24 protein-coding genes are annotated in these 21,504 nt (G+C 67.5%); 12 read left to right on the top strand and 12 right to left on the bottom strand.

The window, feature by feature from the left end; all coding sequences use genetic code 11:
* The first annotated feature begins 26 nt into the window (after positions 1-26).
* The 5 genes from folP (at position 27) to BKG60_RS22690 (ending at position 3,122) form a co-directional block, all read left to right on the top strand.
* Complete coding sequence (gene folP, locus BKG60_RS22710) at positions 27-851, top strand: dihydropteroate synthase (protein ID WP_070186873.1); 825 nt, start codon at positions 27-29, stop codon at positions 849-851.
* A complete protein-coding gene (locus tag BKG60_RS22705; protein ID WP_070186853.1) occupies positions 848-1,798 on the top strand; it encodes a glucosyl-3-phosphoglycerate synthase in 951 nt (316 codons plus the stop codon). The genes folP and BKG60_RS22705 overlap by 4 nt, the downstream gene beginning before the upstream one ends.
* A 30-nt stretch (positions 1,799-1,828) precedes the next feature.
* Positions 1,829-2,206 (top strand): DivIVA domain-containing protein, encoded by a 378-nt coding sequence (locus BKG60_RS22700; protein WP_070186852.1) that lies wholly within the window; start codon positions 1,829-1,831, stop codon positions 2,204-2,206.
* Positions 2,203-2,793: a DNA-3-methyladenine glycosylase I gene (locus BKG60_RS22695; protein ID WP_278185121.1), complete on the top strand. Its 591-nt coding sequence runs from the start codon at positions 2,203-2,205 to the stop codon at positions 2,791-2,793. Before BKG60_RS22700 ends, BKG60_RS22695 begins: the two co-directional genes overlap by 4 nt.
* 161 nt (positions 2,794-2,954) lie before the next feature.
* Entirely contained in the window at positions 2,955-3,122 is a 168-nt protein-coding gene (locus BKG60_RS22690; RefSeq protein ID WP_003885506.1) for a DUF3117 domain-containing protein, read from the top strand.
* 21 nt (positions 3,123-3,143) lie between these two features.
* Here BKG60_RS22690 and glgA read toward each other — a convergent pair whose 3' ends face one another.
* Positions 3,144-4,307 carry a glycogen synthase gene (glgA, locus tag BKG60_RS22685; RefSeq protein ID WP_110765031.1) on the bottom strand — a complete coding sequence of 388 codons (1,164 nt, stop codon included), beginning with the start codon at positions 4,305-4,307 and terminating at the stop codon, positions 3,144-3,146.
* 99 nt (positions 4,308-4,406) lie between these two features.
* On the opposite strand from glgA, the gene glgC reads away from it, so the two are divergent.
* A complete protein-coding gene (gene glgC, locus BKG60_RS22680; RefSeq protein WP_070945530.1) occupies positions 4,407-5,621 on the top strand; it encodes a glucose-1-phosphate adenylyltransferase in 1,215 nt (404 codons plus the stop codon).
* A gap of 23 nt (positions 5,622-5,644) precedes the next feature.
* On the opposite strand, the gene BKG60_RS22675 is transcribed toward glgC, so the two are convergent.
* From BKG60_RS22675 to BKG60_RS22650, 6 genes are all read right to left on the bottom strand, one after another.
* A complete protein-coding gene (locus BKG60_RS22675) occupies positions 5,645-6,289 on the bottom strand; it encodes a DUF4126 domain-containing protein (RefSeq protein WP_120765002.1) in 645 nt (214 codons plus the stop codon).
* Positions 6,290-6,613: 324 nt separating this feature from the next.
* Entirely contained in the window at positions 6,614-7,288 is a 675-nt protein-coding gene (locus BKG60_RS22670) for a methyltransferase family protein (RefSeq protein WP_070186850.1), read from the bottom strand.
* Between the two features lie 21 nt (positions 7,289-7,309).
* Positions 7,310-8,929, bottom strand: a complete 1,620-nt coding sequence (locus BKG60_RS22665) for an ABC transporter permease (RefSeq protein WP_070945529.1) — start codon at positions 8,927-8,929, stop codon at positions 7,310-7,312.
* Positions 8,926-9,819 (bottom strand): ABC transporter ATP-binding protein, encoded by an 894-nt coding sequence (locus tag BKG60_RS22660; RefSeq protein ID WP_070945528.1) that lies wholly within the window; start codon positions 9,817-9,819, stop codon positions 8,926-8,928. The genes BKG60_RS22665 and BKG60_RS22660 overlap by 4 nt, the downstream gene beginning before the upstream one ends.
* Positions 9,816-10,481, bottom strand: a complete 666-nt coding sequence (locus tag BKG60_RS22655) for a TetR/AcrR family transcriptional regulator (protein WP_070945527.1) — start codon at positions 10,479-10,481, stop codon at positions 9,816-9,818. Before BKG60_RS22655 ends, BKG60_RS22660 begins: the two co-directional genes overlap by 4 nt.
* Before the next feature lie 124 nt (positions 10,482-10,605).
* Entirely contained in the window at positions 10,606-11,250 is a 645-nt protein-coding gene (locus tag BKG60_RS22650) for an O-methyltransferase (RefSeq protein ID WP_070945526.1), read from the bottom strand.
* A 175-nt stretch (positions 11,251-11,425) separates the two neighbouring features.
* Here BKG60_RS22650 and sigE point away from each other — a divergent pair, with 175 nt between their 5' ends.
* From sigE to tatB, 4 genes are all read left to right on the top strand, one after another.
* Positions 11,426-12,205 carry an RNA polymerase sigma factor SigE gene (sigE, locus tag BKG60_RS22645; RefSeq protein WP_070186845.1) on the top strand — a complete coding sequence of 260 codons (780 nt, stop codon included), beginning with the start codon at positions 11,426-11,428 and terminating at the stop codon, positions 12,203-12,205.
* 77 nt (positions 12,206-12,282) lie between these two features.
* Positions 12,283-12,681, top strand: a complete 399-nt coding sequence (rseA, locus tag BKG60_RS22640; RefSeq protein ID WP_070186844.1) for an anti-sigma E factor RseA — start codon at positions 12,283-12,285, stop codon at positions 12,679-12,681.
* A gap of 77 nt (positions 12,682-12,758) precedes the next feature.
* Positions 12,759-14,255, top strand: coding sequence for a serine protease HtrA (htrA, locus tag BKG60_RS22635; RefSeq protein ID WP_070945525.1), 1,497 nt, complete (start codon positions 12,759-12,761; stop codon positions 14,253-14,255).
* A gap of 2 nt (positions 14,256-14,257) precedes the next feature.
* The gene (gene tatB, locus BKG60_RS22630; protein ID WP_070945524.1) at positions 14,258-14,662 is read left to right on the top strand and encodes a Sec-independent protein translocase protein TatB; all 405 of its coding nucleotides are present in this window, start codon (positions 14,258-14,260) and stop codon (positions 14,660-14,662) included.
* Here tatB and BKG60_RS22625 read toward each other — a convergent pair.
* The 4 genes from BKG60_RS22625 to BKG60_RS22610 form a co-directional block, all read right to left on the bottom strand.
* On the bottom strand, positions 14,659-15,801 hold the full coding sequence (locus tag BKG60_RS22625; protein WP_070186870.1) for an Mrp/NBP35 family ATP-binding protein: 1,143 nt from the start codon (positions 15,799-15,801) through the stop codon (positions 14,659-14,661). The two genes, tatB and BKG60_RS22625, sit on opposite strands and share 4 nt — an antisense overlap.
* A 49-nt stretch (positions 15,802-15,850) precedes the next feature.
* Entirely contained in the window at positions 15,851-17,152 is a 1,302-nt protein-coding gene (locus BKG60_RS22620; protein ID WP_308193032.1) for a lytic transglycosylase domain-containing protein, read from the bottom strand.
* 151 nt (positions 17,153-17,303) lie between these two features.
* Positions 17,304-17,849, bottom strand: coding sequence for a DUF1003 domain-containing protein (locus BKG60_RS22615; protein ID WP_070945523.1), 546 nt, complete (start codon positions 17,847-17,849; stop codon positions 17,304-17,306).
* A complete protein-coding gene (locus tag BKG60_RS22610; protein ID WP_070186840.1) occupies positions 17,846-19,132 on the bottom strand; it encodes a magnesium transporter MgtE N-terminal domain-containing protein in 1,287 nt (428 codons plus the stop codon). The genes BKG60_RS22615 and BKG60_RS22610 overlap by 4 nt, the downstream gene beginning before the upstream one ends.
* A gap of 25 nt (positions 19,133-19,157) precedes the next feature.
* Here BKG60_RS22610 and BKG60_RS22605 point away from each other — a divergent pair, with 25 nt between their 5' ends.
* Positions 19,158-20,123: an HpcH/HpaI aldolase/citrate lyase family protein gene (locus tag BKG60_RS22605; protein WP_075910062.1), complete on the top strand. Its 966-nt coding sequence runs from the start codon at positions 19,158-19,160 to the stop codon at positions 20,121-20,123.
* Positions 20,124-20,161: 38 nt separating this feature from the next.
* Here the strand turns inward: BKG60_RS22605 and BKG60_RS22600 are convergent, their stop codons facing one another.
* Positions 20,162-20,761 carry a DUF4190 domain-containing protein gene (locus BKG60_RS22600; protein ID WP_070945521.1) on the bottom strand — a complete coding sequence of 200 codons (600 nt, stop codon included), beginning with the start codon at positions 20,759-20,761 and terminating at the stop codon, positions 20,162-20,164.
* A gap of 129 nt (positions 20,762-20,890) precedes the next feature.
* Here BKG60_RS22600 and BKG60_RS22595 point away from each other — a divergent pair, with 129 nt between their 5' ends.
* Positions 20,891-21,397 carry a YflT domain-containing protein gene (locus BKG60_RS22595; protein ID WP_070186868.1) on the top strand — a complete coding sequence of 169 codons (507 nt, stop codon included), beginning with the start codon at positions 20,891-20,893 and terminating at the stop codon, positions 21,395-21,397.
* Positions 21,398-21,504: the final 107 nt, after the last annotated feature.

Genomic DNA, 21,504 nt, shown 5'->3' with positions numbered 1-21,504 from the left:
CGGTCGCGGCTGACCGTGCGCTGATCATGGCGATCGTCAACCGGACGCCGGACTCGTTCTATGACCGCGGCGCGACGTTCACCGACGACGCCGCGAAGTCCGCGGCGGCACGGGTGATCGACGAGGGCGCCGATGTGATCGACGTGGGCGGGGTCAAAGCCGGCCCGGGCAGCGCCGTCGACGCCGACGAGGAGATCGCCCGCGTGGTGCCGTTCATCGAATGGCTGCGCACCACCTACCCCGATCAGCTGATCAGCGTCGACACCTGGCGCGCGGCGGTGGCCAAGCAGGCCTGCGCGGCCGGCGCCGACCTGATCAACGACACCTGGGCGGGTGCGGACCCCGGTCTGCCGGAGGTCGCCGCCGAGTTCGGCGCCGGCCTGGTGTGCTCACACACCGGCGGCGCAGTGCCGCGCACCCGGCCGTTCCGGGTGACCTACGGAATCACCGAACGCGGCGTTGTCGACGACGTAATCGCCGAGGTGACCGCCGCCGCCGAGCGGGCGGTAGCAACGGGTGTCCCGCGGGACCGAATCCTGATCGACCCGACCCACGATTTCGGTAAAAACACTCATCACGGTCTTAGTTTGTTGCGCCACGTAAAAGATCTTGTTAAGACCGGATGGCCAGTCCTGATGGCGCTGAGCAACAAGGATTTTGTCGGGGAGACTCTGGGTGTGGATCTGACCGAGCGCCTGGAGGGCACCCTGGCCGCGACGGCACTGGCCGCCGCGGATGGAGCGGCCATGTTCCGGGTACACGAGGTCGGACCCACACGGCGCGTGCTGGAAATGGTCGCGTCGATCCAGGGAGTGCGGGCACCCGCACGAACAGTGAGGGGGCTCGCGTGACTGCAATACCTGAACTGGACGTCACCGACGGAGTCGTCGGACATCGTTGGTTGACCGACCACAGCTGGAACCGGCCGAGTTGGACCGTCGCCGAGTTGGAGGCGGCCAAGGCCGGCCGCACAGTCTCGGTCGTGCTGCCTGCCCTCAACGAGGAGGAAACGGTCGCCTCCGTCGTCCAGACCATCACCCCGCTGTTGGGCGGCCTGGTCGATGAGCTGATCGTGCTCGATTCGGGGTCCACCGACGACACCGAGATCCGTGCGCTCGCCGCCGGGGCCCGGGTGATCAGCCGCGAGGTCGCGCTGCCTGAACTGGCACCGCAGCCGGGCAAGGGTGAGGTGCTGTGGCGGTCCTTGGCCGCCACGACGGGTGACATCATCGCCTTCGTCGACTCCGACCTGATCGACCCCGACCCGATGTTCGTCCCCAAGCTGCTGGGCCCACTGCTCACCGCCGACGGTGTGCACCTGGTCAAGGGGTTCTATCGGCGGCCGCTCAAGGTCAGCGGCAGCGAGGACGCCAACGGGGGTGGCCGGGTCACCGAGCTGGTGGCGCGCCCGCTGCTGGCCTCGCTGCGCCCCGAGCTGAACTGCGTGCTGCAGCCGCTCGGCGGCGAATACGCGGGCACCCGCGAGCTGCTGACCTCGGTACCCTTCGCGCCCGGTTACGGCGTGGAGATCGGTCTGCTGGTCGACACCTACGACCGCCTGGGTCTCGACGCCATCGCCCAGGTGAACCTCGGGGTGCGAGCCCACCGCAACCGCCCCTTGACCGAGTTGGCCTCGATGAGTCGGCAGGTCATCGCGACCTTGTTGTCGCGGTGCGGCATCGCTGATTCGGGCATGGGGCTGACGCAGTTCTACGCCGACGGTGACGATTTCACCCCGCGGGTGTCGTCGGTGTCCCTGGCCGACCGTCCGCCGATGGTGACCCTGCGCCCGCGCTAGATGTCGCATGCGTGAGGCAGTATCGAGGGCGTGACACTGATACTGCTGTACCTGGTGGTGCTGGTCCTGGTGGCCACGGTGCTGTTTGGTCTGGGCAGCATGATCTTCGGCCGGGGTGAGACGCTGCCACCGTTGCCCCGTGGGACGACCGCCACGGTCCTGCCGGCCTCGGGGGTCACCGGAGCCGACGTCGATGCCGTCAAGTTCGCCCAGGTCATCCGCGGATACAAGACCAGCGAGGTGGACTGGGTACTGGATCGGTTGGGTCGCGAACTGGACGCAGTGCGGGGGGAGCTGGCTGCCGTCCGCGCGGCCTACGGCGTACCCGACGACTTCGACGCGGAGGGCGACGATGACGCGGAGATGTCGGCCACCGCGGGCGAGGTCCGGACCTCGGAGGAGCCGTGACCGACCGGATTGTCGGCACCGCCGACGATGGCCGCATCCGGTGCGGCTGGGCCGTCCAATCGGGCGATCCCCTGTACCGCGACTACCACGACACCGAGTGGGGCCGTCCGCTACGGGATTCGGCCGCTCTGTTCGAGCGAATCAGCCTGGAGGCCTTCCAGAGCGGTCTCAGCTGGCTGGTCATCCTGCGCAAGCGGGAGAATTTCCGGGCTGCGTTCGACGGATTCGATGCCGGTGTGGTCGCGAAGTACACCGACGACGACATCGAGCGGCTGATGGCCGACTCCGGCATCGTGCGCAACCGGGCCAAGATCCTGGCGACGATCGCCAATGCCAAGGCGGTCAACGACCTCGACGTCGACTTGAGTGAGCTGCTGTGGTCATTCGCCCCGCCGGCCCGTCCCCGGCCCGCTGACCTGGACCAAGTCCCCGCGGTGACACCGGAATCGACCGCCATGGCCAAGGAACTCAAGCGCCGCGGCTTCAAGTTCGTCGGCCCCACCACGGCATATGCGTTGATGCAGGCCACCGGGATGGTCGACGATCACGTCGCGGCCTGCTGGGTGCCGGAGGCAGCCCGAAAGTGACATCAGTCGGTATCCGAAGGGTCTTTGCACAACCATCGCGGCGGATAGGGAAGAATAGGGGGAGTTCAGTAGCAGTTCAACGCCGGGTGCCGCCAACGAGTGGGCGGCTTCGGCCCCAACCTGGCCCTGACGCGGGTCGGCGAAGTTGGAGGGAGCACTCGATGGCGGCGATGAAGCCCCGGACTGGTGACGGTCCACTGGAAGCAACCAAAGAGGGGCGAGGGATCGTAATGCGAGTACCGCTGGAAGGCGGTGGGCGCCTCGTTGTCGAACTGACTCCTGACGAGGCCGCTGCGCTGGGTGACGAACTCAAGGCCGTCACCAGCTGATCGACCTCGCAAGGTGTCCGCTCAGGCGGACACCTTGCGGTATATCTCCAGGGTCTGCTCAGCGATGTGCGCCCAGGAGAATTCGGCGATGCACCGCTGGCGTCCGGCCTCACCGTACTTTCTGGCGGTGTCCGGCTCGGCCACCAGTGAGTTGACCGCGTCGGCCAGACGCATCTCGAAGAAGCGCGGGTCGGTGGCGTCGTAGTGCACCAGAAGCCCGGTCTGTCGGTCGGCGACGACCTCTGGGATACCGCCGACATCGGAGGCGACCACCGGCGTCGCACAAGCCATCGCTTCCAGATTCACGATGCCCAACGGCTCGTACACCGAGGGGCAGACGAAAACTGTGGCAGCGGAAAGTATTTCGCGGATCTTGTTGATCGGCAGCATCTCGCGCACCCAGAACACGCCGGTGCGGGCCCGGGCCAGTTCCGCCACTGCCGAGGACACCTCGGCAGCGATCTCGGGGGTGTCGGGGGCGCCGGCACACAACACCAGCTGCACCTCCGGGCTGAACCGGTGGGCCGCGGCCACCAGGTGGGCCACACCTTTCTGACGGGTGATGCGTCCGACGAAAGCCACGATCGGCCGGGTCAGGTCGACACCGAGTTCGGCCAGCACCGAGTCGTGATCGGCGGGCGCTGCCGGATACCAGACGTCGGTGTCGATCCCATTGCGCACCACGTGGACCCGGTTGGGATCGAGCGCTGGATACGTATGCAGCACGTCGTCACGCATACCGGAGCTCACTGCGATCACCGCGTCGGCAGCCTCGATCGCGGTGCGTTCCACCCATGAGGACACCCGGTAGCCCCCACCGAGCTGCTCGGCTTTCCAGGGGCGCAGCGGCTCGAGCGAGTGGGCGGTCAGTACATGGGGGATGCCGTAGAGCAGTCCGGTCAGGTGCCCGGCCATCCCGGCGTACCAGGTATGTGAGTGCACCACCGTGGCCTCCGACGCGGAGTTGACCATGTTGAGGTCCGCGGACAGTGTCGACAGCGCCGCATTGGCGCCGCGCAGCGCGGGGTCGGGCTGCGCCACGAAGGCCCCGTCCCGGGGGGCGCCCATGCAGTGGACGTCGACGTCGCACAGCTGACGCAATTGTGCGACGAGTTCGGTCACGTGCACCCCGGCACCGCCGTACACCTCGGGTGGATATTCCCGAGTCATCATGGCCACCCGCATATCCGAGACGGTAGTAGGTCGGCGAGGGTCCAGCTACACGCCGCACACATCTGTTGCCATTGGCTGGCCGCGTTGCTGGTTGGCGGATAGGTTTGACCCATGAGGGAGTTGCCACATGTGCTGGGCATCGTTCTGGCCGGGGGAGAGGGCAAACGGCTGTATCCGTTGACGGCTGATCGTGCCAAGCCGGCAGTTCCCTTCGGCGGTGCCTACCGGCTGATCGATTTCGTGCTGTCCAACCTGGTGAACGCCCGATATCTACGGATCTGCGTTCTGACGCAATACAAGTCGCATTCGTTGGACCGGCACATCAGCCAGAACTGGCGGCTGTCGGGCCTGGCCGGTGAGTACATCACCCCGGTGCCTGCGCAGCAGCGGCTCGGGCCGCGCTGGTACACCGGATCGGCCGATGCGATCTACCAGTCACTCAACCTGATCTACGACGAAGACCCGGACTACATCATCATCTTCGGCGCCGACCACGTGTACCGCATGGACCCCGAACAGATGCTGCGGTTCCACATCGACAGCGGGGCCGGGGCCACCGTGGCCGGGATCCGGGTACCGCGCGCCGAGGCCAGTGCGTTCGGCTGTATCGACGCCGACGATTCCGGGCGTATCCGAGATTTTGTGGAGAAGCCCGCGGATCCACCGGGCACCCCCGATGATCCCGAACAGACTTTCGTGTCGATGGGCAACTACATCTTCACCACCAAGGTGCTCATCGACGCGATCCGCGCCGACGCCGACGACGACCACTCAGACCACGACATGGGCGGCGACATCATCCCCCGGCTGGTGACCGACGGGATGGCCGCGGTCTACGACTTCAACAACAACGAGGTGCCCGGGGCCACCGAACGCGATCACGGCTACTGGCGCGACGTCGGAACCCTGGACGCGTTCTACGACGCGCACATGGATCTGGTGTCGGTGCACCCGGTGTTCAACCTCTACAACAAGCGCTGGCCGATCCGCGGGGAGTCGGAGAACCTGGCACCGGCCAAGTTCGTCAACGGCGGATCGGCACAGGAGTCGGTGGTCGGTGCCGGCAGCATCATTTCGGCCGCCTCGGTGCGCAATTCGGTGTTGTCCTCCAACGTCGTCATCGACGACGGCGCCATCGTGGAGGGCAGCGTTCTGATGCCGGGGGTGCGGATCGGGCGGGGTGCGGTGGTGCGCCACGCCATCCTGGACAAGAACGTGGTGGTGGGCCCGGGCGAGATGGTGGGTGTGGACCTCGACAAGGACCGGGAGCGGTTCGCGATCAGTGCGGGCGGTGTGGTCGCCGTCGGCAAGGGTGTGTGGATCTGACGCATCCGCGCGTCAGTGCGGGGTCATTCCCACGGATCCACCGCGGCGGGTCGGGGCGCCGCACTGGTGCGTGCGTTGACGCCGACCTTGGCCTCGGTCCGTCGCTTGCGCCACCGCCACAACCGGAACGCGCCCCAGAGCAACACGACCAGCGCCACGAGCACCAGGATCGGCAGCAGGATCGCCACGAAAACCAGACCGACACTGGTGACGTCCTCGACGGTGGACAGCACGGGTGCGGCGACCCCGGCGGTGGCGACGTTGGCCGCCGGCCGCACCGTGGACTTGGTCAACGACACCACCAGCGCGGTGACCGCGCCGATCACCACCGGGATCCATTGCCCGGACTGGGCGAAAGCGCCCGGGTCGGTGACGGCCGCGGTCTGCGACGCGGTGCCCGACCCGAACACGATGCCGCCGGCGGTCGGGCGGACGAAGGTCTGGATGGTGTCGTTGACGGAGTCGAGGGCGGGGATCTTGTCGGCGACCACCTCGATGATCAGCAGCACCACGACGATCGCGATCACCCAGCCGTTCTCCAGCCAGGACCAGCCCGCCGGTAACGACACCAGATGCGTGAAGCGTGACAGCAGGCCGAGCGCCAGCAACGGGATGTAGGCGTTGAGCCCCGCCGCGGTCGCCAGGCCAAAGCCGGTCAACAGTTCCATTACTGCAGTATGCGGCGAACTCGGCCTCGCGCCGGGCAGTTCGCCGTTATCCGCTCCGCGCCGTTCGGCTCACCACACGTAGGGCAGCAGCCGGTAACGGACCTCGCGGGTGTACTGGTCGTAGCCGTCGAGTTCGGCGCGCAACAACTTCTCCTCGTCGACGATGCGCACAGCCAGCAGGGCCACCCCCGGAATGACGAGTACCAGCGCCCAGTACGACCCCAGCCGAACGTACCGGCGGGCGCGAACACGAGGACCGCGAACACAGCGAATCCGACAACGGCGGAGACCGCCGCCTGCAGACCGATCAACATGGGGCTCCCATCACCAGACGTAGGGCAGCAGGCGGTAGCGGACCTTCTGGCTGTACTCGTCATAGCCGCCGAGTTCGGCGCGCAACATCTTCTCCTCGTCGACGATCCGTGCGCCGAAAATCGGGATCGAGACGATCGAAACGAGCAGCGCCCAGTACGAACCAAGCGCCAGCGGCGTGCCGAACATCATCAACACCGCACCGAAGTACATCGGGTGACGGACCAGGCCATAGAGGCCGGTCGATACCAGGGGTTGCTCGTCCTCCACTCGAATGCTGGCGCCGGCGAAGCTGTTCTGGAAGACGACCGCCTGCGCGAGGACAAGGCCGACCGCCACCACGACGTTGCCCAGGACGACGACCGCGATCGGCACGCTCGACCAGCCGAACCGGTGGTCGAGGGCGCTGAGCACGAACACCGCGAAGGCCGAGCCCGTGACTGCCCAGATGATGATCTTCTGCACGATGCGGGTTTCCGCGGTGGGCCCGCCGTGCAGCCGTCGTCGCAGGGCGGCGGGGTCCCGGACCGCCAGATAGATGCTGGGCACCAAAGTGGTGAGCATGAATACGACGATGAAAACCCAGGCCTGCCAGTAGCCGAATGTGCCGGCCGGCCAGAACAGTGCCACGACGAAGAGTGCCAGGCCGAATACACCGGATGCGATGGTCTGAAGTGCGAGTTTCATCAGCTGCCTCCTATCTGGGTTTCACACCGCGTCGCGGTTGCGATAGATCCAGCCGGCGATGGCCGCCAAAACCGTTGCGACCACGAGCATCACAATCAGCGCCGCAGCCGGGAAGTTACTGGGCACAGTGGTCTGGCCCACGGGCGACAACTCGATCAGCCAGCGCGGCAGGCGCAGCAGCGCCCCGAGGTACAACGCGGTGATCACGAAAGTGACTGTCAGCCAGGCGATCCAGGGTGCGCGCAGAGCCACCGCCAAGGCCGCGATCGCGGCCACTACGGCCAGTGCCGGCAGATACGCCAGTGCGGACACGGTGAGGCGGATGACGGTCGCCGGCTCGCCCAGTGTCAGCCCGGCACCCAGGCCGTTGCCCAGCCCGGCGCACAACATCAGGACCGCTGCCCCGGCCAGGGCGCAGCACACCGCCCCCAACAGCCACCGCCGGCGCGACACCGAACCGGCCAGCACCGGCTCTCCCAGTCCGTTCTGCTCGTCGGCGTACACCCGCAGCACAGCCGAGGCAACGTACCCGCAGGCCGCCGCGGCCAGGAATTGAGTCATGGTGGTGTAGATGCCGTCGTTGCCGGTCGCGGACAGCACCCGGGCGATCAATTCGTTGGTCTCGGCCGCGTCCAGCAGCGCTTTCGTCATCGAACCGAAGACCAGGCCGGCCACGAACAGGCCCGTGGCCCAGCCGATGGTCTGGCCGCGTTGCAACGTCAGGTGCAGCCGCAGCGGGCCGGTGATCGCAGCGGCATCAGGCTTTTCACCCGCCGACGCGATGGTGCCCGCGTCGTATTGGCGACGCCGCTCCAGCACCGCGGCGACCGCCATCAGCGCGACGGCCAGGATTACCAGCAGGCTGAACGGCCACCAACGCAGGCCGGCGAACGGTCGCATCTGTTGTGCCCAGGCGATGGGGGAGAACCAGCTCAGGGCGCTGCCCGAGTTGTCGATGACATCGCCTGCCCCGCGCACCAGCGCGGCCAGCGCAAGTACCGCAAGCGCCGCGCCCGACGCCGTGCGAGCCTGTCGCCAGAGCTGCGCGGTCACCGCGGCGACGGCGCCGAACACCATGGCCACTCCCGTGATGCCCAGACACATGGCGGCGGTGTCGAGTACCGCGAAGCCGGTGGCGGCCATGGCCAGGGTCATGGTGAGTGCGAGAACGGCGTTGAGCCCACCGACCAGGATCAGGGCAGCGGCGGTCCGTGCGTAGCGTCCCACCACCGAGGAGAGCACCAGTTCGGCGATGCCGTTCTCCTCTTCGGCGCGGGTGTGACGAATCACGGTGAGAACCGCCAGGATCGAGGTCGCGATGGTCAGCGTGAGCATCAGTTCGTTGGCCATCATCACGCCGAGGTCGGTCTCGTTGCCGCCGAACATGGGCCCGCCGAGCATCATCCCGGCCGGAGTCTTGAGCAGGTTGACCCGGGCCAGTCGCTGCTCTTCACCGGGGTATGCCAACCGAATCGCGTTGGGCGCGTAAACCATCATCGAGGTGAGTACGGCGAGCCACACGCCGAGCCGTACCCGGTCACGACGCAGCGCCAGGCGCAACAGGATTCCGGTACCGGTGAATGGTGACGTCGCCGTGCGCGCCGGTCCCGCGGGGCGCGCCGGGGCGGTGGCGACTGTCATCGAGTCGCCCCCTGGTACTCACGGAGGAACATGTCCTCCAGGGATGCCGGTGTGACGGTGAGATCTTCGATGCCGAGATCGGTGAGGTGCTCCAGGGCGAACTCGATGTCGTTGCGGTCCACCGAGAAGCTCACTGCACCCTCACGGCTGGCGAAGTCGTGAACATAGGGGGTGTTCTGCAGCGCGCGGCCGTCGGAGCGGGTGCGTGCGACGACCTTGGTGCGCATCAGGTGGCGCAGCTCGGCCAGTGTTCCGGAACGCACCGTGCGTCCGGAGCGGATGATCGTCACGTTGTCGCAGAGCTTTTCCACTTCGGCGAGGATGTGGCTGGACAGCAGGACCGCGGCGCCTTGGCCGGCGACCTCACCGACACATTGTTGAAATGCCTTCTCCATCAACGGGTCCAGTCCTGATGTCGGCTCGTCGAGAATATAGAGCTCGGCGTGGCAGCTGAACGCCGCGACGATGGCGACCTTCTGCCGATTGCCCTTGGAATAGGTGCGGGTCAACTTGAGCGGGTCCAGCTCGAATCGTTCGATGAGGGCGTCTCGGCGCCGAGTGTCGACGCCGTTCCCGCGCAGCCGGCACAAAAAGTCGATGGCCTGCATGCCGGTCAGGTTGGGCCACAATGTGACATCGCCGGGGACGTACGCGATCCGCCGGTGCAGCGCGACCGCGTCGCGCCAAGGGTCGCCGCCGAGCAGTCGCACGCTTCCCCCGTCGGCCCGCAGCAGTCCCAACAGCACTCGGATCGTGGTGGACTTGCCCGCGCCGTTGGGTCCGAGGAACCCGGTGACGTGGCCGGGGGATACGGTGAGGTTCAGTCCGTCCAGGGCTTTGGTGTGCCCGAAAGACTTTGTCAATCCGCGGATTTCGACGGACTTGTTCACGCTGGCTCCTTGCTCTCGGTGGCTGTGCTGAACGGGATGCCTTGTTCGCGTTGATGCAGGAACGTGTCGTACATGGTCGAGTCGGTCATGAGCCCCTCGGTGTAGAGCTCCAGGGCGGGCAGCATCATTTCTTCGCCGTAATCCCGCAACACCCGGCGCAGATCTGTTGGGTCGTCGTGCATCTGCAGGTACAGCAGAAATCCGCCGCCACTGCACATCGCCATGAACTTCGCCCGGCCCCGCGGGTCGCGGCTGGGTTTGAGCACGCCGGTGCGGACACCCTCCTGCAGGTACTCCTCGGCGTTGTCGACCATGGTGCGCCAGAACGCCTTGGCCAGTTCGCTGCCGGACTGCATGCTGCGTACCAGATAGGCCATCAGTGGCGCGTAGGACTCGATCTCGGCCATTTGCGCCATCCAGGTCGAGGGGTCAGCGCTCTGAATGGACTCGGTCTTGGCTTCGCGCACCACCTCGGCCACGTAGGCGTCGCACGCCTTGCGCAGGCCTTCCTTGGAGCCGAAATGGTGGATCACCAAGGCGGCGCTGACGCCCGCGGCCTCGGCGATGCTGCGCAATCCCACGCTGAAGCCGTGTTGCCCGTACTGCTCGATCGCGGCGTCGCGGATCCGGGCGATTGCTGTTCGATCATCGACTGAACGCATGTTTAGTACGCTAAACATGCGTTCAGTCAGCGGTCAAGGGGTTGGCCCGTCAGGAATCCGTAAAGAACAAGTTCGGCCCCACCCCTACAGCCGAGGGGTGAGGCCGGAGGAAGGGTTGAGAGAGTCAGTCGCGGGCGGCGGCCAGCAAGCCGTCGCCCAACGGGATCAGCACCGGGGTGAGCCGTTCGTCCTCGGCGATGAGCCGGGCCGCCTCGCGCACGGCGCTGACCTCGGCATCGTTGGCCCCGGCGTCGCCGGCCCGGCCGCCCAGCGCGGCACGGTGCAACACGATGGCGCCACCGGAACGCAGCAGCCGCACGCCCTCGGTCACGAACTGCGGCTGGTCCATCGGCTCGGCATCGATGAACACCAGGTCGTACGACTCGTCGGCCAGACGGGTCAGCACCTCCTGGGCGCGTCCACTGATCAGTCGCGTGCGTCCGGGGCCGACTCCGGCCTCGTTGAACCCCTGCTTGGCGATGCGCTGGTGCTCGGGTTCGACGTCGATCGTGGTCAGTACGCCGTCGTCGCTCATGCCGGACAACAGCCACAACCCGCTGACGCCGGCGCCGGTGCCGACTTCGACCACCGCGCGCCCCCCGGTGAGCCGCGCGAGCACACTCAGCAACGCCCCCACCGCCGGCGTGACCGCACCCGCGCCGAGTTCGTCGGCCCGCTCGCGCGCAGCCGCGACGATCTCGTCTTCGGAGATCGACCGTTCGGCGTGGGTGACGATCGCCTCGGCGCGATCTGCGTTGGAGCTGACCATGCCCGCAGCGTAAGCCAGACCCCCGGGGCGCCGAGGCGACACGCCCGTGGGTGGCGGTTATCACGGGCTCGAAATTCGCTGGTCCGTGCAGGTAACCCGACGTATCGTCGGCTTTCTCAGGGAAAGTTCAGATTGCTCATATGCCTGCCACACCGGGATCGGGAACGGTATCGGCATGGAACACGGCGCCCGCTGGCGCACTGCCCAGCACAACCAGGACAGTCATCGGAATAACGAAGTCATCAGTCGTGTTGAGCTGAGTGAAATCTGTGATCAGGAGGATCCGACGAGCACGAACGCTGTTACCTCGAACCCTGCCACCCAGGCCGCCCCGGTGACCATGGCTCATTTGGAGCAGTTCACCACCGGCGAATGGGTGGAGCCTTCCGACGAGTTGACCGGTACGGCAGTTTTCGACGCCACCGGCGACCAGGCCGCCATGCCGTCGTGGGACGAGCTGGTGCGCCAACATGCCGACCGGGTCTACCGGCTGGCTTACCGGCTATCGGGTAACCAGCACGATGCCGAGGACCTGACCCAGGAGACCTTCATCCGGGTGTTCCGCTCGGTGCAGAACTACCAGCCCGGAACCTTCGAGGGGTGGTTGCACCGCATCACCACCAACCTGTTCCTGGACATGGTCCGCCGACGCGGCCGCATCCGCATGGAAGCGCTGCCCGAGGACTACGACCGGGTGCCCGCCGAGGATCCGAACCCCGAGCAGATCTACCACGACTCCCGGTTGGGGGCCGATCTTCAGGCGGCTCTGGATTCACTTGCCCCGGAGTTCCGCGCTGCGGTGGTCCTGTGCGACATCGAGGGTCTGTCCTATGAGGAAATCGGCGCCACGCTGGGCGTGAAGCTCGGCACCGTGCGCAGCCGCATCCACCGCGGTCGGCAGGCGCTGCGCGACTATCTGGCGAAGAACTCGCCGGAAACCGCCAAATCCGCCTAGCGGTGGTTGGTGTTCAGCGCGCCCGGTCGCGCTACATTCGGGTCAGGACATTTGGGCGTGGTGAGAGGAGCTGGGCGATGGTCGACCCGGGACATGTGTTCCGTCGGGCATTCTCCTGGTTGCCTGCGCAGTTCGCCTCGCAGAGCGATGCCCCGGTCGGCGCGCCGCGCCAGTTCGGATCCACCGAGCATCTGTCGATCGAGGCGATCGCGGCATTCGTCGATGGTGAGCTGCGAATGAGCGCCCATCTGCGGGCCGCCCACCATTTGTCCCTGTGCCCGGATTGCGCTGCCGAGGTCGATGCCCAGGGCCAGGCCCGGGCCGCATTGCGGGACTCCTGTCCGATAGCCATCCCGAATTCCCTGCTGGGGCTGTTGTCGCAGATACCGCACCACAGCCCCCAGCCTTCGGCCGACGTCGATGAGCAGCCCCGGTTCGCTGATGACCCGACGCGGAGCCGGCGTAAGCGTCGGTAGGCTGCACACAAGGCGATCAGTGACCGGCGCCGGCCTATCCGGCTGGGGCGGGCGCTCCGATAGAGAGTGATACACCGGTGACCAACCAGGACCAGTCCGACGAGAGCGGTCGTCTGGAACCGCGCCCCGTGGAGCGCCCACCCGTCGATCAGTTGTCGGAGCGCACTTTCGGGCGTCCCGACGGCGTCGAAGGCTCGTTCCTGGGTGCCGAGAAGTACCAGGACCAGGGTGAGTACGCGCCCAAGGACCAACCGCCCGATCCCGTGCTGGCCGAGGCGTTCGGCCGGCCCGGTGGCGCCGCCGACTCGCTGCAGCGCCATCCCACCGACATCGGCGCGATGGAGGCCGAGAAGGCCGTCGGCGACGAAGATTTCGACGATCCCTGGCGCGACCCGGGTGCCATTCCCGCGCTGGGGATGCCGGCGCAGGCGCCGGCCGCGCCGGTGGTGGCGGCCGCTCCGATCGGCAAGCTGGGTGCCCGCGAGGTGCTGTTCGGCGGCCGAGTGTCGTGGCCGTCGCTGTTCATCCTGTTGATCGTCGCCGGGTTGATCGCGTTCGTCGGCGGCTGGGTCGGCCAGAAGACCGCGGGCACCGTGCAGGCCTTCACCACCTCCAAGGTGACGCTGGAGACCGGCGATGCCCCGCCCGCAGATGCCGGGCGGTTCGCCAAGGTCGCCGCCGCGGTCGAGGACTCGGTGGTGACGATCGAGGCCAAGAGCAAGACCGAGGGCTCACAGGGCTCGGGTGTGGTCGTCGACGGCAAGGGTTACATCGTCACCAACAACCACGTGATCTCAGATGCCGCGAGCAAGCCCGCGGACTACAAGATCACCGTCGTGTTCAACGACGGCAGCGAAGTCCCTGCCAACCTCGTCGGTCGTGACCCCAAGACCGACCTGGCGGTGCTGAAGGTCGACAACGTCGACAACCTCGTCGTGGCACGCATGGGTGATTCCGAGAAGGTGCGCGTCGGTGAGGAAGTCATCGCCGCCGGCGCCCCGCTGGGCCTGCGCAGCACGGTCACCAGCGGCATCATCAGTGCCCTGCACCGCCCCGTGCCGCTTTCGGGTGAGGGCTCCGACACCGACACCGTGATCGACGGGCTCCAGACCGATGCCTCGATCAACCACGGCAACTCCGGCGGCCCGCTGATCAACATGTCCTCCGAGGTGATCGGGATCAACACGGCCGGAAAGTCCTTGTCGGACAGCGCCAGTGGGCTGGGCTTCGCGATTCCGGTCAACGAGGTCAAGCAGGTCGTCGAGAACCTGATCAAGGACGGCAAGGTTGCTCATCCGACGCTGTTGTTGAGCGCCGTCACGGTGAGCAACAGCGTCGCCTCGGGCGCGCAGGTCCGCAACGTCAACGCGGGCGGCCCGGCGGAGAAGGCGGGGATCCTGGAGAACGACGTAGTGGTCAAGGTCGGGGACCGCGAGGTCGCCGACGCCGACGAGATGGTGGTCGCGGTGCGTCAGCTCAAGATCGGGCAGGAAGCCCCGATCGAGGTGCTCCGCGACGGTCGGCCCATGACATTCATGGTCACGCCGATCAGCGACGATCAAAAAGCGCAGTAACGATGTTCGCGAACATCGGGTGGGGGGAGATGCTGGTCCTGGTGATCGCCGGTCTGGTGATCCTGGGGCCCGAACGCCTGCCCGGTGCCATCCGCTGGACGTCCGGGGCGCTGCGGCAGGCGCGCGACTACGTCAGCGGCGCCACCACCCAGTTGCGTGAGGACTTGGGGCCGGATTTCGACGATCTCCGGCAGCCCCTGGCCGACTTGCAGAAGCTGCGCGGCATGACGCCGCGCGCCGCGATCACCAAGCACCTGCTCGACGGCGACGATTCATTCCTGACCGGGGCCTTCGACGACCACCAGAATCAGCAGCCCTCGGTGCCGGGCGACAAGGCCGTCGGCGACGCAGTGGCCAAGCCGGCGGAGAAGCCCACCGGAACGACATTCGACCCCGACGCGACCTAACGGCGGGCGGTATCCAGCCCCAGCGACATCCCGGCCAGCCCACGCTTACGCGCCGACAATCCCTCGGCGATCTTGCGCAGCTCGGCGCCGGCGGGTGAATCCGGGGCCGACAGCACCAGCGGAACACCGGAGTCGCCGGCCGTGACCAGCGCCGGGTCCAGCGGGACCTGGCCCAGCAACGGCACCTCGGCGCCCACCGAGCGAGTCAGCGATTCGGCCACCTGGTGGCCGCCGCCCTCACCGAACAGCTGCATGACGGTGCCATCGGGCATCAACAGGCCCGACATGTTCTCCACCACGCCTGCGATGCGTTGACGGGTCTGCAGGGCGATCGCACCGGCGCGCTCGGCCACCTCGGCCGCGGCCAGCTGGGGTGTGGTCACGACAAGGATCTCCGCGCCGGGGATCAGCTGGGCCACCGAGATCGCCACGTCGCCGGTTCCGGGCGGCAGGTCGAGCAGCAGGACGTCGAGATCGCCCCAGTACACATCGGCCAGGAACTGCTGCAGGGCCCGGTGCAGCATGGGCCCGCGCCACACCACGGGCGTGTTGCCCTGGGTGAACATCGCGATCGAGATGACCTTCACGTCGTGGGCGACGGGCGGCAGGATCATCGAGTCGACCTGTGTGGGCCGGTCGCCGGTGCCCATCATGCGCGGCACCGAATGGCCGTAGATGTCGGCATCCAACAGACCGACGGACAGCCCGCGGGCGGCCATCGCGGCAGCCAGGTTGACCGTCACGCTCGACTTGCCGACCCCGCCCTTGCCCGAGGCCACCGCGTACACCCGGGTCAACGAGTTGGGCTGGGCGAACGGGATCACCGGCTCGCGGGAATCGCCGCGCAGCATCTTGCGTAATTCGGCACGCTGCTCGTCGTTCATCACGTCGAGGCTCACCTTGACGGCGCCGGTGCCGGGAACGTCGGTGACGGCGGCCTTCACCAGGTCGGCGATCTCGTTCTTCTTCGGGCAGGCCGCGGTGGTCAGGTAGATCTCGACATGCACGCCGTGGTCGGCCTCGATCGAGATGTTCTTGACCATGCCGAGTTCGGTGATCGGCTTCCGCAATTCGGGGTCGATCACCTTGGCCAGCGCAGCGCGAACCGCGGATTGCAGCTCAGTGGCAGATTCGGACATCACTGCTGAGTCTACGGCGGTGGCACACGACGCCGGATCCAGGCCAGCGTCAGGCGGGCCCCGGTGCCGGTCCAGGGGCGGGGCCGGCACCCGGTCCCAATGCCGGAATCGGCGGCGCGGCCTCGATCGGCGGGCCGGCCGGCGCAGGTGCGGGGGCCACGGGAGAGATCTGGGCCGGTGCCGGCCCCAGCGGCGGTGCCTGCGGTGCCGGTCCGGGCACGGGCCCTGGCGGCGGGAATTGCGCCGGACCGGGGCCGGGCGGCGGCGGGGCCTGCTCACCCAAGCAGAACACCACGCACGTGGGCTGACGCGGTTGCTCCCACGGCGGCACCCAGGGCGGCGGCGCGGCCGGGGTCTGGGACGGGATGGCCTCTGCCGGACCCGGCAGCGGACCGAGCACCTGCCCCGGTGCGAAGCCCGGAACGTTCTGCGTGCCGGTCTCGTTGCGGTTCAGCAGCGGAATCAGGGCCAGCGGATCGCCTGCGGGCAGGCCGGTGGCGTCGGTGGGTAGGCCCGGGCCGAGGCCCTCCGGGTTGTCCAGGTGGGAATCGCCGATCGGAGGAATGGACCCGGTGATTTCGGGCAGGTCGACGGGCACCACGCCCGTGGCATAGGCCGCGGCCCAGCCCAACACGTTGCGGGCGTAGGCCACCGAGTTGTTGTATCGGAGGATCGCCGTCATGACCTGGGCTTGGTCGCGCAGGTTGAGCCCCCCGCTGCACAGGTAGCGAGCCGCGGCCAGCGCCGAGTCGAACACGTTCTGCACATCGGCTTGGCCGTCACCGTCGCCGTCGGAGGCATACCGGGCCCAGGTGCCGGGCAGGAATTGCATCGGCCCCATGGCCCGCACATATGAGACCCGCCCCGCCTGAACGCTCTGGACGATGATCTCGTTGCCCGGCAAGGTGCCGTCGAGTGCGGGGCCGTAGATCGGACGGACCGCGGTGCCGCTGGCATCGGTGGCGCCGCCGTTGGCGTGCCCCGACTCGATCCGGCCGATGCCGGCCAGCAGGTTCCAGCTGACCCCGCAACTGGGGTAGGCCGCCGCCATCATCCGTTCGGCGTTGCGGTAGGCCTTCAGCGATGTTCCTGGAATGCCAAGGGCGCCAGGGGTATTGACAACGAATGCCGGTGGGGGAGCGGAGAGCGTGGTCATCGGCTTGATGCGGAAGCTCGTCGGAGGTCTGGCCGCGGCGACCACGGCGGGGCCAGACCGGTCGGTCTGGGGGGCGACGGCGGCCAGCGGGGTGACCGCGGTGCCGGAGACCCCGGCGCCAGGGGCGGCCGAACCGGCGCCTGCGACCAACACGATGGGGGCCAGGACGGCGACGCCGAGCGCGGGCGAGCGCACGAGCCGGCTCACATGGCGCCGAGCGGTTGCGATAACCGCTCCTCCCCCTACGCGCACTTACCCGTCCTTAAGTCAGCTTTGGCCATGTTGTGAACCAAGTCACCATACATAGTCGAGGTTTCCGTTGTTACGACAATGGTCGACAGTGATATCAACCACCGCGCTTGGACTTGCGCTCGCCGCCGTCGGCTTTGCTCGGATTGCTCCCGTCGGTGTCGGTTTGCGGGACCAGTTCGGTGATCAGGTCGCGCAGTTCCTCCAACTCGCGGCGCAGGTAGTCCCGCGTGACGACCTCACCCACCGCCAGCCGTAGCGACGCCAGTTCCCTGGCCAGGTATTCGGTGTCGGCCTTGGTCTGTTCGGCCCGGCGCCGGTCTTCCTCGAGGGAGACCCGGTCCCGGTTCTCCTGCCGGTTCTGGGCCAGCAGGATGAGCGGGGCGGCATACGCGGCCTGAGTCGAGAACGCCAGGTTGAGCAGGATGAACGGGTACGGGTCCCATTGGAAGGTGAAGACGCCGATGTTGAGGGCGATCCAGACCAGCACCACGATGGTCTGAATGGCCAGGTAGCGCCCGGTGCCGAGGAAACGCGCGATCGACTCGCTGAACGCGCCCACCGCCTCGATGTCGACGTGCAGCCCGAAGCCGCGGGTCGCGCGCGGGGTGTCCAGCCGCTGACGCGCCGAGGTTTCGCTCATGAGCCCGCCACCGGGAGCTCAGGCTCGTCACGTTCACGCCAGTCGTCGGGCAGCATGTGGTCGAGCACGTCGTCGACCGACACCGCCCCCAAGAGGTGGTTCTCCTCATCGACGACGGGGCCGCACACCAGGTTGTACGCGGCGAAGTAGCGGGTCACCGCGGCCAGTGAATCGGCCGGGCTCAGGCTGGGCAAATCCGTATCGGCGATACCGCTGACCAGGGCCGCCGGCGGTTCTCGTAGCAACCGTTGCAGGTGGACGCAGCCCAGGTACTGCCCGGTAGGGGTGGCGCTGGGTGGCCGCGTGACGAAGACCATCGAGGCCAGTGCCGGGGTCAGATCCGGATCGCGCACCTGTGCCAGCGCTTCGGCGACGGTGGTGTCGGGGGCCAGGACCACCGGTTCGCTGGTCATCAGGCCGCCCGCGGTGTCGGGCGAGTGGGCCAGCAGCCGGCGCACGCCCTCGGAGTCCTCGGGGTCCATCTTGCGCAGGAGTGTTTCGGCGTCGGCCGGGGTCATGGAGCCCAGAACGTCGGCGGCGTCGTCGGGGTCCATCGCTTCCAGCACGTCGGCGGCACGCTCGGTGTTGAGCTGGCGCAGCACTGCGGTCTGCTCGTCCTCGGGAAGTTCCTGTAGCACGTCGGCCAGGCGCTCGTCGTCGAAGGCGCGGTACAACTCGTAGCGCCGTTTGACCGGCAGCTCGCGCAGCGCCTCGGCCACCTCGACCGGGCGTTGCCCCTCGAACTGCTCGAGCAGCGAGGCCACCCCCTGGTCGGGCATTGCCAGTCCCGACGGGGTCAGCCCGTGCACGTTCTGCCACTCCACGACGTGGATGTTGGTGCGCCGCCCCAGACGTCGCTGCGGGCGCACGGCCACCCGCGTCACCACCCAGTCGCGGGTCCGGGTCTGCTCGATACCCAGATCGACTACCACGACGTCGATTCCGGCCAGCTGCTCAAGATCGGGGTCGTCGACCCGTACCCGGGTCTCCAACACCTGGCCCAGCACCAGTACCTCTCCGGGTCGTTGCGCGAAACGGCGCAACGACACACTGCCGGTGGCCAGTGTCACCGAACCCGGCTCGATCGCCGTCACTCGCAGGATGGGAACGAAAATCCTTCGCCGAGTGAGCAATTCGACCACCAGGCCGAGAACGCGCGGTTGCTGACGGACGATGCTGATGCTGATCACCACGTCACGGACCCGGCCGATGGACTCCCCGTCGGGGCCCAACACGACCATCCCCGCGAGCCGGGCCGCGTAGACCCTGTTCACCGCCGCCATGAAACAAAGGGTAGAGACTGTGGTCGTGGAGAACACGTATCGACCCCGTAGAACGTGCCTCTCGGTTCCGGGAAGCAGCCTGAAGATGATCGAGAAGGCCAAGAGCCTGCCCGCTGACGAAGTGTTCCTCGACCTGGAGGATGCGGTCGCTCCCGACGCCAAGGAGTCGGCCCGCGTCCAGGTGGCGGCGGCGCTCGTCGCCGACGGTTGGGCCGGCCAGCTGCGCGGGGTTCGGGTCAACGACTGGACCACACCGTGGACCTACGCCGACGTGATCGAGGTGGTGTCCACTGTGGCTTCAGTGGGGGCGTCCTTCGATCTCATCGTGCTGCCCAAGGTCACCGAGGCCGCCCACGTGCAGGCGCTCGACCTGTTGCTCACTCAGCTGGAGGCCACCCACGGGTTGGCGCCGGGCGCCATCGGCATCGAGGCGCAGATCGAGAACGCGCAGGGGCTCACCAATATCGACGCGATCGCTGCGGCCCCGCGGGTGCAGGCGCTGGTACTCGGTCCGGGCGACATGGCGGCCAGCCTCAACATGCGCACCCTCGAAGTCGGTGGGCAGCCTGACGGCTACGACATCGGCGATGCCCACCACCACGTGCTGATGCGCATTTTGATCGCCGCGCGCAGTCGCGGCATCAACGCCATCGACGGGCCGTACGTGAAGGTGCGCGATGTGGACGGGTTCCGCCGGGTCGCCGGCCGTTCGGCCGCGCTGGGCTATGACGGCAAGTGGGTTCTGCACCCCGACCAGATCGATGCGGGTAACGAGATCTTCAGTCCCCGCCAGGCTGACTACGACCACGCCGAGCTGATCCTGGACGCCTACGAATGGCACACCTCGCACGCGGGTGGGGCCAGGGGAGCGGTGATGCTGGGCGACGAGATGATCGACGAGGCCAGCCGCAAGATGGCGCTGGTGATCGCCGGCAAAGGGCGGGCAGCGGGGATGAGTCGACTAGCCGAACCGTTCCGACCGCCGCGCTGATCGCGTCGTGCGGTGCCGCAGCGTAATTCGTGCGGCGGCTACGCGGCGGACAGTGCGGCCAGGAAGAACAGCAGCCAGGCTGCGCCGAACAGCGCGCCGACCCCGCCGATGGCGATGCCGGCGATCGCCAGGCCTCGCCCCGACTGTCCGCTCCGGCTGATCTGGTTGAGCGCGGTGATCCCGAGACCGATTCCGACGAGGGCCGCGAGCAGTCCGACACCGCACATGGCGAACAGGAACAGCGAAAGGATCGACGCCGCCAGCGATCCGATGGCGACGTTGCTGGTCGTCGCCGACGGCGGCATTCCGTAACCCGGGGGATATCCGGGATAACCCGGTGGACCGTAACCAGGCGGTGGCGGCGGATACCCGGGCACCGGCGGGGGATACGGCGGAGGATAGGACTGCGGATAGTCGGGCGGGATGTCTGGGGGATAGTCGATCGCAGGTGGATACGGCGCAGTGACCTCATAGCCCTGCGGTCCGAACTCGTATGACGGTTGCGCCCCGCCGCTGTGCGGCCGATCCTGGGAATGCTCGATGGAAGGTGCTTCGTAGCCGCTGGACAACGGTTCGGAAGGCTGGGAGCCGGGGTCGGATGGCGGCGTTTCGCCCGCGTGGCCGTCCGGGTTTGTCATGCTGATCAACCTAGCGTACGGATCGCGAGGCCCCGGGCCGCGTGACGTCGGCACCAAATCCGGTGTGAGGGCGTTGCTGTAAGAAGAGCAGCCGCTGATCCGGCGGTGCGGAGGAGAGTGAAGTTCGATATGACGAGCCCATTTCAGTCCGGTCAGACACCGGGTGCCGCGGCCGCCGCGCGCGGCGCGCTGCCGACGCCGCCCAAAGGCTGGCCCATCGGCTCCTACCCGACGTATGCGGAGGCCCAGCGGGCCGTCGACTACCTGTCCGACCAGCAGTTCCCGGTGCAGCAGGTGACGATCGTCGGCGTGGATCTCATGCAGGTCGAGCGCGTCACCGGGCGGCTGAGCTGGCCCAAGGTTCTCGGCGGCGGTGTGCTGTCGGGTGCCTGGCTCGGCCTGTTCATCGGCCTCATCCTGGGCTTCTTCAGCCCCAACCCGTGGAGTGCGCTGCTCACCGGCCTGATCGCGGGTGTCTTCTTCGGCTTGATCACCTCGGCCATTCCGTATGCGATGGCTCGCGGCACAAGAGATTTCAGTTCCACGATGCAGCTGGTGGCCGGCCGCTACGACGTGTTGTGCGATCCGCAGAGTGCCGAACAGGGGCGGGATCTGCTGGCGCGCTTGACGATCTGAGTCCACGGGCGGCCGCACACCGGCCGCAGCGGCAAATGTGCGCAGGTCACGATTGTGACGCGGCACGCCCAAACGGTTGCACATGAGCTAGTAGAGCTCTACGGTTT

The sequence above is a fragment of the Mycobacterium syngnathidarum genome (assembly GCF_001942625.1).
Lineage (GTDB): Bacteria > Actinomycetota > Actinomycetes > Mycobacteriales > Mycobacteriaceae > Mycobacterium > Mycobacterium syngnathidarum.
The sequence above is the reverse complement of the archived record's forward strand: the minus strand, read 5'-3'. Positions and strand labels throughout refer to the sequence as shown.

What these genes read in the sequence shown, in the direction of transcription:
- folP (WP_070186873.1), top strand. Translation starts at nt 27, where the DNA reads ATGGCGATCGTCAACCGGACGCCGGACTCGTTCTATGACCGCGGCGCG.
- BKG60_RS22690 (WP_003885506.1), top strand. Translation starts at nt 2,955, where the DNA reads ATGGCGGCGATGAAGCCCCGGACTGGTGACGGTCCACTGGAAGCAACC.
- glgA (WP_110765031.1), bottom strand. Translation starts at nt 4,307, where the DNA reads ATGCGGGTGGCCATGATGACTCGGGAATATCCACCCGAGGTGTACGGC.
- glgC (WP_070945530.1), top strand. Translation starts at nt 4,407, where the DNA reads ATGAGGGAGTTGCCACATGTGCTGGGCATCGTTCTGGCCGGGGGAGAG.
- BKG60_RS22675 (WP_120765002.1), bottom strand. Translation starts at nt 6,289, where the DNA reads ATGGAACTGTTGACCGGCTTTGGCCTGGCGACCGCGGCGGGGCTCAAC.
- BKG60_RS22670 (WP_070186850.1), bottom strand. Translation starts at nt 7,288, where the DNA reads ATGAAACTCGCACTTCAGACCATCGCATCCGGTGTATTCGGCCTGGCA.
- BKG60_RS22665 (WP_070945529.1), bottom strand. Translation starts at nt 8,929, where the DNA reads ATGACAGTCGCCACCGCCCCGGCGCGCCCCGCGGGACCGGCGCGCACG.
- BKG60_RS22655 (WP_070945527.1), bottom strand. Translation starts at nt 10,481, where the DNA reads ATGCGTTCAGTCGATGATCGAACAGCAATCGCCCGGATCCGCGACGCC.
- BKG60_RS22650 (WP_070945526.1), bottom strand. Translation starts at nt 11,250, where the DNA reads ATGGTCAGCTCCAACGCAGATCGCGCCGAGGCGATCGTCACCCACGCC.
- sigE (WP_070186845.1), top strand. Translation starts at nt 11,426, where the DNA reads ATGGAACACGGCGCCCGCTGGCGCACTGCCCAGCACAACCAGGACAGT.
- rseA (WP_070186844.1), top strand. Translation starts at nt 12,283, where the DNA reads ATGGTCGACCCGGGACATGTGTTCCGTCGGGCATTCTCCTGGTTGCCT.
- tatB (WP_070945524.1), top strand. Translation starts at nt 14,258, where the DNA reads ATGTTCGCGAACATCGGGTGGGGGGAGATGCTGGTCCTGGTGATCGCC.
- BKG60_RS22625 (WP_070186870.1), bottom strand. Translation starts at nt 15,801, where the DNA reads ATGTCCGAATCTGCCACTGAGCTGCAATCCGCGGTTCGCGCTGCGCTG.
- BKG60_RS22615 (WP_070945523.1), bottom strand. Translation starts at nt 17,849, where the DNA reads ATGAGCGAAACCTCGGCGCGTCAGCGGCTGGACACCCCGCGCGCGACC.
- BKG60_RS22610 (WP_070186840.1), bottom strand. Translation starts at nt 19,132, where the DNA reads ATGGCGGCGGTGAACAGGGTCTACGCGGCCCGGCTCGCGGGGATGGTC.
- BKG60_RS22600 (WP_070945521.1), bottom strand. Translation starts at nt 20,761, where the DNA reads ATGACAAACCCGGACGGCCACGCGGGCGAAACGCCGCCATCCGACCCC.
- BKG60_RS22595 (WP_070186868.1), top strand. Translation starts at nt 20,891, where the DNA reads ATGACGAGCCCATTTCAGTCCGGTCAGACACCGGGTGCCGCGGCCGCC.